The 15,327-nt window shown below is 50.4% G+C and carries 11 protein-coding genes; all 11 read left to right on the forward strand.

Annotation, left to right across the window (positions count from 1 at the left end):
* Nucleotides 1-120 precede the first annotated feature (120 nt).
* Nucleotides 121-1,104 (forward strand): glycosyltransferase family 2 protein, encoded by a 984-nt coding sequence (locus CKW31_RS12035; RefSeq protein ID WP_256582580.1) that lies wholly within the window; start codon nt 121-123, stop codon nt 1,102-1,104.
* 43 nt (nt 1,105-1,147) lie between these two features.
* Nucleotides 1,148-2,074, forward strand: a complete 927-nt coding sequence (locus CKW31_RS12040; protein WP_095094807.1) for a glycosyltransferase — start codon at nt 1,148-1,150, stop codon at nt 2,072-2,074.
* 675 nt (nt 2,075-2,749) lie between these two features.
* Complete coding sequence (rfbC, locus tag CKW31_RS12045) at nt 2,750-3,298, forward strand: dTDP-4-dehydrorhamnose 3,5-epimerase (protein ID WP_095094809.1); 549 nt, start codon at nt 2,750-2,752, stop codon at nt 3,296-3,298.
* The gene (locus CKW31_RS12050; protein WP_095094812.1) at nt 3,295-4,122 is read left to right on the forward strand and encodes an ABC transporter permease; all 828 of its coding nucleotides are present in this window, start codon (nt 3,295-3,297) and stop codon (nt 4,120-4,122) included. Before rfbC ends, CKW31_RS12050 begins: the two co-directional genes overlap by 4 nt.
* On the forward strand, nt 4,112-5,470 hold the full coding sequence (locus CKW31_RS12055; RefSeq protein ID WP_095094813.1) for an ABC transporter ATP-binding protein: 1,359 nt from the start codon (nt 4,112-4,114) through the stop codon (nt 5,468-5,470). The genes CKW31_RS12050 and CKW31_RS12055 overlap by 11 nt, the downstream gene beginning before the upstream one ends.
* On the forward strand, nt 5,463-9,911 hold the full coding sequence (locus CKW31_RS12060) for a glycosyltransferase (protein ID WP_095094815.1): 4,449 nt from the start codon (nt 5,463-5,465) through the stop codon (nt 9,909-9,911). The genes CKW31_RS12055 and CKW31_RS12060 overlap by 8 nt, the downstream gene beginning before the upstream one ends.
* 97 nt (nt 9,912-10,008) lie before the next feature.
* Complete coding sequence (locus CKW31_RS12065; RefSeq protein WP_095094818.1) at nt 10,009-11,886, forward strand: hypothetical protein; 1,878 nt, start codon at nt 10,009-10,011, stop codon at nt 11,884-11,886.
* A gap of 17 nt (nt 11,887-11,903) precedes the next feature.
* Entirely contained in the window at nt 11,904-12,992 is a 1,089-nt protein-coding gene (locus CKW31_RS12070) for a DegT/DnrJ/EryC1/StrS aminotransferase family protein (RefSeq protein ID WP_176469865.1), read from the forward strand.
* A 4-nt stretch (nt 12,993-12,996) separates the two neighbouring features.
* Nucleotides 12,997-13,938, forward strand: a complete 942-nt coding sequence (locus CKW31_RS12075) for a glycosyltransferase family 2 protein (protein WP_095095190.1) — start codon at nt 12,997-12,999, stop codon at nt 13,936-13,938.
* Complete coding sequence (locus tag CKW31_RS30210) at nt 13,935-14,885, forward strand: WxcM-like domain-containing protein (protein ID WP_095094820.1); 951 nt, start codon at nt 13,935-13,937, stop codon at nt 14,883-14,885. Before CKW31_RS12075 ends, CKW31_RS30210 begins: the two co-directional genes overlap by 4 nt.
* Entirely contained in the window at nt 14,882-15,289 is a 408-nt protein-coding gene (locus CKW31_RS12085) for a GtrA family protein (protein WP_371856729.1), read from the forward strand. Before CKW31_RS30210 ends, CKW31_RS12085 begins: the two co-directional genes overlap by 4 nt.
* Nucleotides 15,290-15,327 lie beyond the last annotated feature (38 nt).

The raw sequence follows: 15,327 nt of genomic DNA on the forward strand, positions 1-15,327 counted from the left end.
TTGCCATTGCCCTAACGCCACCGGCAGCGGTCAAAGCCCCCTATGCTCGTACCGCATCGTTGCCTGGAACGGACACGATACTCACAGTAGCTTTCATTTAAAACGGCAGCATTGGTAACCATGGTAGATCAGTCACCTCCTCACTCAATCAAAGATCATCGCACCGCGCCATCCGATCTACTGAAGCCTCCGATGGTTGGGATATTGCTCTGCACCTACAATGGTGAAACTTACCTGAAGGGGCAAATTGAATCTTTTATTGCCCAAAGCTATGAGCATTGGCAATTGTTCGTGTCGGATGACGGCTCTACAGATGGTACGGGCAGAATTCTGCAGGACTACCAAGCGCTACTGGGCGAGGGCATGCTCGTTTTCAATGGACCCAGGATGGGTTTCGCTCAGAATTTCATGTCGTTGATTCGCAATAAAACGATCAATTGCGATTACTACGCCTTCAGCGATCAAGACGATATATGGCTGCCAGACAAGCTGGAAAGAAGCCTCGCTGCGCTGGCAAATAATGAGCAGAACGCTCCTTCTTTGTACTGCTCTAGAACACAGCACATCGACTCAGAAGGAAATTTGACGAGCGTAAGCCCTTCGTTCATTAAGCCCCCAAGCTTTAGCAATGCGTTGGTGCAAAGCCTTGCTGGCGCAAACACAATGTTAATCAACGAGTCGGCCCGAAAACTACTGGCACGAACAGATTTACAAGCCACCGTTATCGCCCATGACTGGCTCGCCTACTTAATCGTGAGTGGCTGCGGCGGGCTCATAGTTTTCGATCAGGAACCGACCCTGCTCTACCGTCAGCACGGCGCCAATATAATTGGTGCAAACACCGGCATCCAAAATCGTATCCGCCGTGTACGCGACATGCTAGGTGGCATGTCCAAATACTGGAATGAAAAAAACCTGCTTATCCTGAGAGAATACACATCCGAACTGACACCTCACAATCGCCTGCTTCTGGGCTATTTCGAGCAACTGCGGAAAAGTAATCTCTGGACGAGACTGTTCCTGGTTAAAAAGGCGCGTCTTTACAGGCAGACGCTTGCGGGGACCATTAGTCTTTACGTTGCGGTAGCACTGAATCAGCTCTGACAGAGCGATTGAATTCTCATCTTTATTTCGACGCAGAGGCAAGATGCCAGCCCCCCAGATTAAGATAGCAGTGCTGCTCGCAGCGTATAACGGCATGCAGTGGATCGAGGAGCAGATTGCCAGCATTCAGGCCCAAACGGGTGTCAAGGTCCATATCTTCATCAGCGTCGATGCCTCATCGGATGCTACACAGGCTTGGTGCGCCGACTATGCAGCAGGTCATGCGAATATCTCATTGCTGCCACCGGCTGAAGGAAATGGTGGAGCGAGTCGCAATTTTTTTCATCTCCTTCGTACTGTTGATATAGACGAGTTCGACTTCATAGCACTTGCAGATCAGGACGATCGGTGGCATCCCGATAAACTTTTACGCGCAGCTTATTATCTGTCCACATACCCGGTGAATTGTTATTCAGGCAACGTCACCGCTTTTTGGCCGGACGGCAATAGGCAGCTTCTCGATAAAGCGCAGCCGCAAGTCCGTTGGGATCACTACTTTGAAGCAGCAGGGCCTGGTTGCACCTACGTCATGCAAAAGGCATTCGTTCTCCACTTGCAGAGCCAAATTCGTCGCCAGTGGGACGCACTACAAAACGTTACGCTACATGACTGGTACATCTATGCATTTGCGCGTAGCAACGGATATCGCTGGTACATCGACCCCGCCCCCGGGATGGACTACCGGCAACATCAAGATAACCAGGTGGGTGCGAACGTAGGGGTACAGGCGCTGTTCGTGCGGTATCGGATGATTCGTAACGGCTGGTGGTTTGGGCAGGTAAAGCTGATTGAAGCACTGGTTAACGACCAAAAAGAATCGTCGACCAGACCCCATTGGCGAGCGCTCAATCGTATTGATTTGATGGCACTGGGGCTGGGCCCAAGTCAATGCCGACGACGTCTACGCGACCGATGCCTGTTCAGAATACTGTGCATCATCACCGCGATCATAGGTGCGCCAATCAAATGAATGAGCTCCTGCTATCTAGCGCATATGGCGACGAAGTAGCGTTTACACGTGGCCTCTCCATGATCGAAAGGGTGACGGGGCGAAAGAGCTCATGGCGACACCTCGGCCCCATGCCCTTAAACGCCTTAACCAAGGTGACGCCGTGCCGCGGGCATACATGGCTCATTCACCGGAATTCGATCAAATTCACCACTTCTTAGGCCTCGCCAGCATATGCCACGCTTTCGAAACATCCCCTGCAGGCATCCCTATCCAAGCTTTATCAGGTATTTCAAAACGACCGAAATCCACCTTTTGTGATAAGGTTGGCCGCTAATTTTTCGGTGGTCGAAATGCTCCTCCAGCGCGCTGCTTGTCAGCTCTCGCCGCTCCCAATACCTGGTGCTGGTCGTAATTGAATAACAAGAGTCCTGAATGAACGCGATACCCAGCCAGGCTTACTCGTCACAAACCAACTGCGGTGCTCCGTCAAAACCATCGACAGGGAACCCATTGAACATGACGTACCTGCCAACAACCAGGGCATGGGCGATAAGCCTTGACACCGCGACCATAGCGAAGCGTCGAGCTGCAGCCTTTGACGAATAATCTGAAAAATCGTCTGTCACTCCTGTGCTCCCTACCGCGTGGATTCGCGCCAACCACTCTGAATTTTTTCGTGGAGACAATGCGTTAATGAATGCGACACCTCTTGCGATACCTGAAGTCATTCTCTTCGAACCAAAGATTTTTGGCGATGACCGAGGGTTCTTCTACGAAAGCTTCAATCAGAAAGTATTTGAAGAAGCGGTGGGACGACCAATCAACTTCGTCCAGGACAACCACTCGAGCTCAATGCGTGGGGTGCTGCGAGGACTGCATTACCAGATCAAGCAGCCGCAGGGGAAACTCGTTCGGGTTTCCCAAGGTGAAGTCCTTGATGTCGCTGTAGACCTCAGAAAAAAATCACCTACCTTTGGCAAATGGGTCGCGGCGAAGCTCAGCGCGGCCAATCGACACCAGCTTTGGGTACCAGAAGGGTTTGCACACGGTTTTCTGGTGTTGTCCGAAAAAGCCGAATTCTTATACAAGACGACCGATTATTATGCCCCACAGTTTGAGCGAAGCCTGGCTTGGAATGATCCGGAATTGGGTATCGACTGGCAGCTTGACGGGCTGCCGACGTTATCGTCCAAGGACCAACTGGCCAGTTTGCTGAGTGACGCGGAGGTATTCGATCAGTGAATCCGCATTTGGCACCTTCTGCTGGCCCTCTGAGCATGGTCCGCAGCCTTTGGCACAATAAACAATTAATTGTTCAGATGACCAAAAGAGAAGTGATCGGCCGTTATCGCGGTTCGGTCATGGGTCTTGCGTGGTCATTTTTCAATCCGGTCCTGATGCTGGCGGTTTACACTTTTGTTTTTTCTGAAATTTTCAAAGCAAGGTGGGTGGGGCAGGACTTGGGGAAAGGTGGTTTCGCGATTCAGTTATTCGTCGGAATGATCGTCCACGGGATTTTCGCCGAGTGCGCAAACAGAGCCCCATCATTAATCATGTCCAACGCGAACTACGTTAAGAAGGTTCTTTTTCCGGTAGAAATCCTCCCTGCTATCTCGCTCGGCTCGGCGATTTTTCACGGGATCATAAGCCTGATTGTACTGCTACTCGCGCAATTGCTTCTTACCCACACGCTGTATTGGTCGGCGATTTTTTTCCCGTTGATAATGGTGCCGATGATTTTGGGAACCCTGGGGATCAGTTGGCTACTTGCGTCGCTGGGTGTCTACCTCCGTGACGTAGGTCAGATAATTGGTGTGCTTACCACGGTCTTGATGTTCCTTTCTCCCGTTCTTTACCCCACGGCAGCGTTGCCGGAAATCTACCGTCCCTGGATACAACTCAATCCACTGACATACATTATTGAGGAAAGCCGCAGCGTGTTGCTTATGGGGAATATGCCTCAGTGGGATCACCTCGGGATTGCCATGATCGTAGGGGTACTGATTGCGACATCAGGCTTCTGGCTTTTCCAAAAAACTCGTAAGGGATTTGCTGATGTCCTCTGATGAAATTGCAATCAGCGTGCAGGACGTCTCCAAGTGTTTTTACACTTACGAGAAGCCCTCGGACCGTCTGAAACAGTCATTTGTCCCTCGGCTACAGCGCCTTGTGGGCGACAGGATATCCACCTATGGGAAGGAGTTCTGGGCACTCAACAACGTCAGCTTCAGTGTCAAAAAAGGCGAGACCGTCGGGATTGTCGGACGCAATGGTTCAGGCAAATCGACGTTGCTGCAAATTATTTGCGGCACACTGATGCCTACGTCAGGGCAAATCGAAACCCAAGGCCGTATCGCCGCCCTGCTCGAACTGGGTTCAGGCTTCAATCCTGAGTTCTCCGGCCGAGAGAATGTCTACCTGAATGGCGCGGTGCTGGGATTGAGCAAAGACGAAATTGACGATCGGTTCGACGCCATCGCAGGATTCGCCGATATAGGTGAGTTTATCGATCAACCCGTCAAATTGTATTCCAGTGGTATGGCCGTTCGGTTAGCGTTTGCCGTACAGGCACAAGTAGACCCCGATATCCTCATTGTCGATGAGGCCTTATCGGTAGGCGATGCCCGGTTTCAAGCCAAATGCTTCGAACGGCTACGCCAACTGAAAGAAAATGGAACCAGTATTTTGCTGGTGACACATGCCAGTGAACAAGTCGTGACTCATTGCAACCGAGCGATCTTGCTGGAGCGCAGTCGTGTCGAGATGATCGGCAGCTCCCGGCCTGTTGTTAACCGTTATCTCGATATTCTGTTCGGCCGTGAAAAGCGGCCTGAAGAATCTGCCGCCCCGGATACAGCCCAATTGCCTGCCAATGTTCAGGAACCAGCTGCTGATGAGCTGCTGGATTTCGGGTCAGAAATGTTCCATACCCGCATCGGATACAACCCCCATGAGTACCGCTGGGGGGACGGCGGCGCTACGTTGCTCGACTACCACTACACAGCAGGAGGTAAGGCGTTCCCCCATAGCGTCGAATCTGGCGAAGAAGTCGTGCTCAATGTTGCAGTGCGTTTTAACCGCCTGATTGTCAATCCAATCCTGGGCTTTACCATCAAGACAAAAGAAGGGGTGACCGTTTATGGCACCAACTCCTTCATGCTTGAGTGCGAGGGTATGCAGAGCGTAGGTGGCGCTGGCACGTTCGCGCGCGGCAGTCTCAAATTCATCGCTCGCCTCGCGGCTGGCGACTATTTTATATCTCTGGGCATCGCGTCCCGTGAAGGTGAAGAAATTTTGCCCCATGACCGTCGTTATGACTCATTACATCTTGTAGTAGCCCCTACTCCGAAACTGCTTGGCCTGATTGATCTGGCTGTTTCAATGGAAATTGATCAGGTAAATAAAAATGTTTGATCTTGAACAGCAAGGTTATGCCCTTGATGAATCCACGAAGGTCTGGGGTCGCCCCAACTTTGCAGGAATCGCATACAGCGACGGCGATGCATCAGAAGTCAAGTTGGCCAAAATAATTCGTGAAGCCAATGATGTTTCGGTCTTGTCTCAAGAGCTGAGCCAGCACTGCACCGACTGGGCTACGCTTTACCACCTGAGTTCATCACGTGGCAACATCCTGCGCCCGTTCGAGTCTTACCTCGGCGGTAGCACCCTCGAAATCGGCGCCGGTTGTGGCGCAATTTCTCGTTATCTGGGTGAATGCGGTGGACAAGTCCTGAGTTTGGAAGGAAGCCCCAGGCGCGCGAAAATGGCCGCCAGCCGCACTCGAGATCTCGATAACGTTGTAGTGCTCGCCGAACGCTTCGATGATTTCAAAACTGAGCACAAGTTCGATGTCATAACCTTGATCGGCGTCCTTGAGTACGCGAGCATGTTTAGCTCGGCTGAAGACCCGGCACTTGGGATGCTGCAACGGATTCGAAGCCTGCTGAAGCCTGGCGGTCACCTGTTCATCGCCATCGAGAACCAGCTGGGTCTGAAATATTTTGCCGGTGCGCCCGAGGATCATTTGGGCGTCCCCATGTACGGGATTGAAGGCCGCTACATCAAAGGGCAGCCAAAAACGTTCGGCCGTCTGGAAATTGCTGCGCTAATCAAAAAGGCAGGGTTCAGCAGAACTGACTTTCTGTCACCAAGCCCCGACTACAAACTGCCCAACTCGATTACCACCGAGCGCGGACTCGCGTCCAAGTCTTTCGATGCGTCTGCGCTGGCATGGCAGAATGTCAAAAAAGATCCACAACTACCTGCCGAAACTTTCTTCAAGCTTGAACAGGCCTGGCCAGTCGTTATCGATAATGGTCTTGGCATGGACATGGCCAACTCATTTTTGATTTCGGCCGCGCTGGATGATAAACCAGCTTTACCCGCTGAAATATTGGCTTTTCATTACAGTACCGGCAGGAAGCCTGCGTACTGTAAGGAATCCTCGTTCGTCGAAACAGCTTCGGGTATTGAAGTTCAATATAGTCGCATACAACGCGCCTCCGCCGAGAAAGAGACAGGCGAGTTCAGATACATTCTCCCGGAGCGAGCATCTTATATTCGTGGTCACGTATTAAGTGGAGACTTTCTGAAAGTCGCGGCGACGCCTGACTGGACAATCCAGGATTTTGGAGAGTTCCTCAAGCGCTACGTTGATTGCTTGCAAGCATTACTGCTTGAACAGGGTATCGATACGCCGCTAGATAACGTATCCCAAATACTTCCAGGGTATTTTCTCGATGCAGTTCCGCAAAACATCGTCATCCAGGAAGATCAGACGCCGGCACTGATTGATATAGAGTGGGAGATGACCTCGGGATTACCTCTGGGTCACCTGCTCATGAGAGCGCTGCTACTTCTGATCGCTTCGGCAACCCCAGAGGTTACAAGCTCAGTGCCTTACAGCCGTCGTCAATTCATCATCGAAATTTTTGGCAGCGGTGGTCTACAGGTTACGAGCACCGAGCTCGATGGTTACATTGCCACAGAAGCTCAATTCCAAGAGCAAGTGACAGGCAGATCTGCCGAAACATTTCTGAACTGGGCGCCTGATGAGCCTATCAACCAGAAAAAACAGTCCGGTCGCGCTGATATGCAGGCGAAAATTTACTATAGTGATGAGCACGGTAATTTTTCTGAAGAATCTACTGAAGCAATAAAAATTGCTCCTGGAGTTCAGACAATCAGTTTTGACTTCCCGGACTTTGAGCAGGTGCCGAAGCATATCAGGATAGATCCGGTCGATACCCGCATATCTTTTTCCATCAATCATATGCGTTTGTTAAGCAATGGCCAGGTAGTCTGGACATGGAGCGGGCGATTGGATGAGCTGCGTAATACCTCCGGCCTGCTGCAGTTAGCTCGTCCTGATTGCTCCGGTTTTTTGCTGAGCATGGACGACGATCCTAGCTTTCAGCTGCCGGTAGATTTGACGAATCTGCAAACCAATGCGCAGTTTGCACTGGAGTTGGAGATCGTACTTCATACTGACGAGCGTGTAGCTCAGGAACTGAAGCTGGATAGCCAGATTGCCCCCCAAGAAATTATGCATGAGCCTCTGCAACTTCTACTGGGCATCAACAAGAAGCTCAACCACCTTCTCACAGACAAAGAGGCACGACTCAAGGAAGCGGCAGAAGAGATTGAAGCTTGCAGAGAGCATAATGACCAAGCGCTTAAAATGCAGGAAGAGCTGAATCTAAAAGCCACGCAACTGGAGCAGGCTCTTCAGAAAAAAATCATGGAAGACCAGGTGCTAAGCATCAGTGAGACTCACCTAGGCCAGTTGAATGATAAGGAGGTGCACATACAGAACCTTATCAGTGACCACGCCAGGCAATTGGCCGAGAAAGACACGCACATCCATAATCTGAATTTGCAGGCCATCGCGTGGCATTCATCCCTGAGTTTCAAGATAACCCGGCCGTTACGCTCTGCAGCTCGGGCTTTGCGAATGGCGAAACGCGCTACAACATTGCTAAGAAGCATAGTTCAGCGTAATGGTGGCCTAAGTAACGCGCTGAAAAAAGCCCTGAAGACACTTCGGTCTGGTGGGATTTCAGAGCTTAAAGCCAGAATTCTGAATTCACGCATCGGCTACGGTCAGACTGCGACAGCCAACAACCTGGACGAAACGCCAGAAGAAGGCTACGCCGCATGGGTGAGGGCTTTTGACACCCTTACAAATGAAGACAGAGACAAAGCGCGTACTGATATTGCGCAATGGCATAATGCACCACTGATTTCAATTTTGATGCCTGTCTACAACCCACCACTTGAGATGCTCGAAGAAGCAGTCAAGAGTGTGCAGACCCAGCTTTATACCAACTGGCAGTTGTGCATCGCAGACGACGCTTCGACCAACCCGCAAGTGAAGGCTTGTCTTAAACGCCTGAGCAAGACGGACAAACGCATCAACGTTGTGTACCGTGAAAAGAACGGTCATATCTGCAACGCTACCAACTCCACCCTTGATATTGCCAAAGGGGAGTATGTGGCACTTATGGATAACGATGACCTTCTGCCCGAGCATGCCCTCTACTGGATAGCCCGCACAGTCGTGGAAAATCCGGGGGTGGCGCTGATTTACTCCGACGAAGATAAAATCGACGTTCACGGCAACCGGTCCGCGCCTTATTTCAAAACAGACTGGAATATGTACCTCTTCCGCTCTCACAATATGATCAGCCACCTGGGCGCTTATCGCCGTGATCTGGTTGAACAGGTTGGCCGCTTCCGCTTAGGTATGGAGGGTTCTCAGGACTACGACCTCGCACTGCGTTGCGTCGAAAAGGTCAAAGACGAACAAATTGTACATATCCCCCGCGTCCTTTATCACTGGCGCATTCACGCTGGTAGCACTGCCCTGTCACCGGGTGAGAAACCCTACGCGCAACTGGCAGGCCAAAAGGCACTGGACGAGCATCTGCAACGTATTGGCGTAGCTGGAAATACTGAACTTCTGGACTTCGGCATGTACCGCGTCCACTACGACCTGCCACCGGCCGAACCGCTGGTAAGTCTGATTATTCCGACGCGCAACGCGCACGGGCTGGTCAAGCAATGCATCGACAGCATTGCTCAAAAAACCGCCTATAAGAACTATGAAATTATTCTCGTTGACAATGGTTCGGACGAAGTAGAAAGCCTCAACTATTTCAGTGAATTGGATCAGCAACCCAATATTCGGGTGATTCGTGACGATGGCCCATTCAATTACTCGGCACTGAATAACCGGGCAGTTGCAGTAGCCAACGGCGAACTGATTGGCTTGGTCAACAACGATATCGAGGTAATCAACGCTGAATGGCTCGGTGAAATGGTCTCCCTTGCGCTACAGCCCGGTGCAGGTGCTGTAGGCGCACGTCTATGGTATCCGGATGATACCCTGCAACACGGCGGCATTATTATGGGTCCGCTGACCCTCGCGGGGCACGCTCACAAACACATGCCTCGGGGACACCACGGATATTTCGGTCGTGCCTCTCTCATACAAGGCATGTCTGCCGTGACCGCTGCGTGCCTGGTCGTTCGCAAGGCAGTGTTCCAAGAGGTTGGCGGGCTAAATGAAAACGAGCTGAAAATCGCGTTCAACGACGTGGACCTTTGCCTCAAGATCAAAGGGGCTGGTTACCAGAACATCTGGACGCCCAATGCCGACCTCTATCATCATGAATCCGCAACGAGAGGGGTAGAAGACACTCCGGATAAACGCGAGCGGTTTATGAGTGAGGTACATTACATGCAGCAAAAGTGGAAGGACATCATTGCATGGGATCCGGTTTATAATCCGAACTTGAGCTTTGAGACAGAGGATTTTGGCATAGCCTCGGTTCCTCGGATCAGCAGGGTTTGAAGCGCCGCTACGGGGGGCAGTGCATACGCAGCCGCCCGTAGTGCACCCTGATGAGTTATAGGACTGAAAATCAGAAATTGCGAAACGGAATTAGTCAGTGAACGATACTATTAGCCATAAAGAAAATAACCGCAGAAGCGTAGTCCTTAGACTCATAACTATATTTTTAATCGCTATACCGGTTATAAGTCTGGCATTGAACATTGGCTCGTGGCTGAAGTATGGTATGGACATCCCCCTCTACGACGACTGGCGCCAGTACGATCACAACGACATGGGCCGCCTCGCCATTGGTTATCTCTTTACTCCTGTAAATGACACCATTTACGCCGTGGGCCTCTTTCTAGACTCACTAAATTTCAGATTATTTAACGGCAACACCGTTGTTTATCAGCTTTTATCACTTACTGCCGTGTTGGGAAGCGTACTAACCCTGCAATGGAAGCTAATTAAAAAAAGTACTGACAACCCAACCATAATTGCCGCATCATTTGCAATAACCGTATTTTTTGTGCAGCCGGACACTTACTGGGGATGGTCAAACCTTGCGTACCACCAAGGCTTACCTATTGTATTTTCTCTCGCAATCTTAATGATTACCTTTTCAGAAAACCTGCGATTAAAGCGAGCAATTCCTTTGGTTGTGGCGATGACATTTTTGTCAGGCTTTTCATATATCAGCGGGGCATTCGCTAATCTGACAGTGCTTTTAACCTTTACACTAATGCAACACCTTATATCCACCCCCTTAAAAGTAAGACTTAGGTGGATGATAATAGCGATGCTACCAGGCACCGCTATAACGACGGCGGCGCAGGCGTGGGTTATCATAGGAATACAGCATGGTACACATCGAGCCGATGCGCCGATGGCTTTCCCATGGCAGATAGATTTCTGGTTATTTTTCCTTGGCAAAATTGCAAGATCATTAATGTTACCTGCGGGACATCTGAAGCTGTCCTTGGTTATCACTGTGCTGGTCGTTTTGTTGACGGGCATCATGGCAGTTCGCGGACTTGTGAAAGTTTACAAGAATGAGACGACCGACCAGGAAAACAAAAATATCGCTATTTTTGTGGCGTTGATTACAACCGTCTTCGTGTACCTTTTGCTGATCTCAGCAGGCCGAACCAATTTACGGCCAGACAACATGAATGAACCATTGGATATTTTCGCAGCGGGATTTCAGCGATTTCATTTCATCTGGGTGACTTTATTATGGCCTTGGCTAGCACTCTCGATCATGAAGGCAATTCCAGATCAGTGGAGCCATAAAGGTACCGCGATTTTTTCTGCGATGATAGCCGCTTTGTTAGTGGGTGCGATCATGTATACACCCTTGATGGCCCACCCTGCGTTTTACCGAGCGACTCTAAACTACAGAACCACCGGTCTAACCTGCATTCTTCCGAAATTTCAAACGGGGGAAGCTATAAATTGTGAAACAATATACTTATCAGATCTCAGAAAGGGCTTGCACAACGGTCTCGCTGTTGGAGCGTCCTTCTCGCGCATCATACCGTTCCTTCCTATTGCTCTTGGCACGGATAACCCGGCTCCCCTCTTCAGGTTAAGCAATCAGTTAGCAAATATTAAACTCGTCAACATGTCCACCATACCAGGATCGGGCACCGAACTTTCCTATCTTTCAGGCAATGATCCAATGATGATTTTACCGCTAACAGGTAATTCCAGCATTGAAAACTGCAGCCACTTGACAGTGGTGGCAAAAATTCGAAGCACGACAGATAGTTTGGCCCAAGTTTTTTTTCTAACAAAAGAATCAAGTGGCTACGCGCAGGAGAACTCGCAAACCGTGGCTATCCATAATCAGGCTACATCACAGTTACTCCAATTTGATTTAAATAGCTCCAGCGGCTTCAAGAACGAAATAAGGTTCGACCCAGTCACTGAGCCTCAGAAATTCACAATAGATGATCTAGAAATTAGATGCCGGGCAGCGACAGCACGTTAATTTTTCAGGAGATGAACATGAACACTACAATTCCACTTTTTTCGGCTGTCAAGGTCAATCATGGTATTGACTTGATGAGCGCAATTGGCAATGTTTTGTCGCGCCACTGGTATGTGATGGGTGAAGAAGTAAACGGCTTTGAAACTGAGTTTGCCGAATACTTGAACGCCAAACACTGCGTGTCAGTGGCCAATGGTTCCGATGCACTTGAGCTTGCGCTCAAAGCCTTGGGCATCAACGAGACGTCCAAAGTAGTGGCCGTAGCCAACGCAGGATTTTATGGGAGCACCGCTATTCATGCCTTGGGTGCGTCTCCCATCTACGTTGATATTGACCCCCAATCACTAACAATGTGTCCTGTAGCGTTGAGCGAAGCTATAAGTCAGAAACCTGATGCAATTATTGTTACTCACTTGTACGGCCAATTGGCGAACATTGAAGAGATTGTCAGAATAAGCACCGCCGCGAACATACCGGTATTAGAAGACTGCGCTCAGTCTCACGGGGCCCGTAAGGACGGAAAACAAGCAGGCAGCTTCGGCACAGTCGCATGCTTTAGTTTCTATCCGACCAAAAATCTGGGAGCCTTAGGCGACGGAGGCGCGATCGTGACTGACGATGAGCAGTTAGCCTCAACCATACGTCAATTGCGCCAGTACGGTTGGTCTTCGAAGTACACCGTGGCAATCCCAGGAGGACGAAATAGCCGTCTGGACGAGATTCAGGCCGCCGTACTTCGGCTTAAGTTGCCACTGCTAGACAAGTGCAACGAGCAACGTCGCTCAATAGCGCAGCGTTACAATAATGCGTTTTCCAAGCTGCCTTTGCAGCTCCCACACTCAGTAGATGTGGACTACGTGGCCCACCTGTATGTGGTGCGCACCGATGATCGCGCAAAATTTTCAGCGTTCCTGAAAGATCAAGGGGTAACTACCGACATACACTACCCCATTTCGGACCATCATCAGCCTGCGTATCCAGTTAGCTTTGATCTGCCTGTTACCGAAAAAGCGTGTGATCAGGTAATATCGCTGCCTTGCTTCCCTGGCCTCACTGATGAGGAAGTGGACCGAGTTATCGCTGCGGTCACAAAGTATTTTTCATAAGGAGATAAGCTTGCTCACCCTCGTCATACCGGTATACAAAAATGAAGGATCAATCCCGGACCTGCTTAAGGCGGTTACGGGGCTGAACACCCAACTCGACGGTGAGCTTGAGGTAGTGTTTGTCGTGGACGGCAGTCCCGACCGGTGTTTTGAGCTGCTGAGCAGCGCCTTACCCACGCAGAGCTTTGTATCAAAGCTCATACTGCTTTCGCGCAATTTTGGCTCGTTCATGGCGATCCGTACTGGCCTTCAACATGGGACCGGTAGCCGTTTCGCTGTGATGGCCGCGGATCTGCAAGAACCTCCGTCGCTCGTCGCAGAGATGGATCGAATCCTGCGCACTGAACCTGTAGACGTAGTCGTTGGCGCTCGTGAAGGCCGCAAAGACCCTTTATTATCGCGAACTGCATCGCGCATTTTCTGGGGCTTTTATCGCCGCTATGTCGTCCCTGAGATTCCTCCTGGGGGCGTCGATATGTTCGGCTGCAATGTCGCGTTCCGGGACACTCTGCTAACGCTGGACGAACGTCATAGTTCATTGATTGCTCAGATCTTCTGGCTGGGTTATCGGCGCAAATGCATCACCTATTCGCGCAATGAGCGCGAACATGGCACATCCGCGTGGACCTTCCGCAAGAAGGTTAATTATTTGATGGACAGTGTCTTCTCATTCACCGACCTCCCGATTCGTCTTCTGATCCGTGTAGGCGGCGTAGGTGCAGGTTTGGCAGCAATGATGGGGATAATTGTGGCCATCGCGAAATTAAACGGAATGATCGAAGTGCCGGGTTATGCAATGATCATGCTGACCACTACCTTCCTGGGGTGTGCAAACCTCATGGGGCTGGGAATCGTAGGGTCGTATGCTTGGCGGACTTACGAGAATACTAAAAATCGCCCATTGGCTATTCCAATGCGCGTAGAGAGTTATGGGGTTAAGCAATGACTGAGTTGGCGCGTGATTTTTTCGTCCATTCCCATGCTCTGTGTGAGAGCAAGAATATTGGCAAGGGAACACGAGTCTGGGCGTTCGCTCATATTTTGCCGTCTGCAAAGCTAGGCGAAGAGTGCAATGTCTGTGATCAGGTCTTCATCGAGAACGACGTGATCATTGGCAATCGTGTAACCATCAAGTGCGGTGTGCAGATCTGGGACGGGATTGAAATCGAAGACGATGTCTTCATCGGTCCGAACGTCACATTCACCAATGATCGCTTTCCGAGAAGCAAGGTATACCCGGAAACCTTCTCAAGAACAGTGATACGCAAAGGCGCTTCGCTTGGCGCTAATTGCACTATCTTGCCCGGGATCACCATTGATACCAACGCGATGGTGGGCGCAGGTGCGGTAGTAACCCGGTCAGTACCCCCTAACGCGATTGTGGTGGGGAACCCCGCAAAAATCATAGGCTACGTTAATGCCAAGCCTGGCACTACCAAACAAGACACTTCCGCGCCAGCTAATCAGTCGTCACAGAACACCTCTGTTTCGGGTGTGACACTGAACTCACTGACGGAAGTCACCGATATACGCGGCAGCTTGTCTGTGGGTGAATTTGACCGCTCAATACCTTTCAAGGCTGAACGATATTTTCTCGTGTATGACGTACCCACTGCGGAAACACGTGGAGAGCATGCTCATCGTGTTTGCCACCAATTTCTCATCGCGGTTAAGGGAACAGTCCACGTAGTCGCAGACGACGGCACCAATCGGGAGGAGTTCATTCTGGATAAACCCAACGTCGGCATCCACCTGCCGCCGATGACTTGGGGCATCCAGTATCGATATTCAAGTGATGCCGTGCTTCTAGTCTTCGCATCCCACTACTACGACTCGTCAGACTATATACGCAACTATGACGAGTTCGTTGCATTGAAAAAATACCAATTGTGAAGATCAGCGGTGCTTTCGGGAAGCTGAGTCAGATCAGCTTCCTCCGTTTTTTGATGTCTGGCGGAGTTAATACCGCCGTAACCTACCTCGTCTACCTTTTAATGCTTCAGATGTTTAGTTATGCCGTAGCGTATAGCATTGCTTATGGCTTCGGTATCCTGCTCGCATTTGTACTGAACCGCTACTTTGTTTTTCAAAGTCACAGAGGTGCGAAAGCAGCTATCCTGTTTCCTTTCATATATCTGATTCAATACCTCGCGAGCCTTATGATTATCTGGCTGTGGGTTGAGAAGCTTGATCTAAATGCAATGCTGGCCCCCTTGGCATCAATTATTCTAACGATCCCAATCACGTACTCCCTTTCAAAGCTGCTATTCTCGCCCAAAAAAGTGGAGCGCATCTGAATAACTCGGAAAAGGAAGTATGTAGCTCGCGGGGGAGT

Source organism: Pseudomonas sp. Irchel 3A5 (assembly GCF_900187575.1).
Taxonomy (GTDB): Bacteria; Pseudomonadota; Gammaproteobacteria; order Pseudomonadales; family Pseudomonadaceae; genus Aquipseudomonas; species Aquipseudomonas folii.

Bases quoted from the DNA above. Each gene is read 5' to 3' on its own strand.
- CKW31_RS12040 (WP_095094807.1), top strand. From the start codon at position 1,148: ATGCCAGCCCCCCAGATTAAGATAGCAGTGCTGCTCGCAGCGTATAAC.
- CKW31_RS30210 (WP_095094820.1), top strand. From the start codon at position 13,935: ATGACTGAGTTGGCGCGTGATTTTTTCGTCCATTCCCATGCTCTGTGT.
- rfbC (WP_095094809.1), top strand. From the start codon at position 2,750: ATGAATGCGACACCTCTTGCGATACCTGAAGTCATTCTCTTCGAACCA.
- CKW31_RS12035 (WP_256582580.1), top strand. From the start codon at position 121: ATGGTAGATCAGTCACCTCCTCACTCAATCAAAGATCATCGCACCGCG.
- CKW31_RS12055 (WP_095094813.1), top strand. From the start codon at position 4,112: ATGTCCTCTGATGAAATTGCAATCAGCGTGCAGGACGTCTCCAAGTGT.
- CKW31_RS12070 (WP_176469865.1), top strand. From the start codon at position 11,904: ATGAACACTACAATTCCACTTTTTTCGGCTGTCAAGGTCAATCATGGT.
- CKW31_RS12060 (WP_095094815.1), top strand. From the start codon at position 5,463: ATGTTTGATCTTGAACAGCAAGGTTATGCCCTTGATGAATCCACGAAG.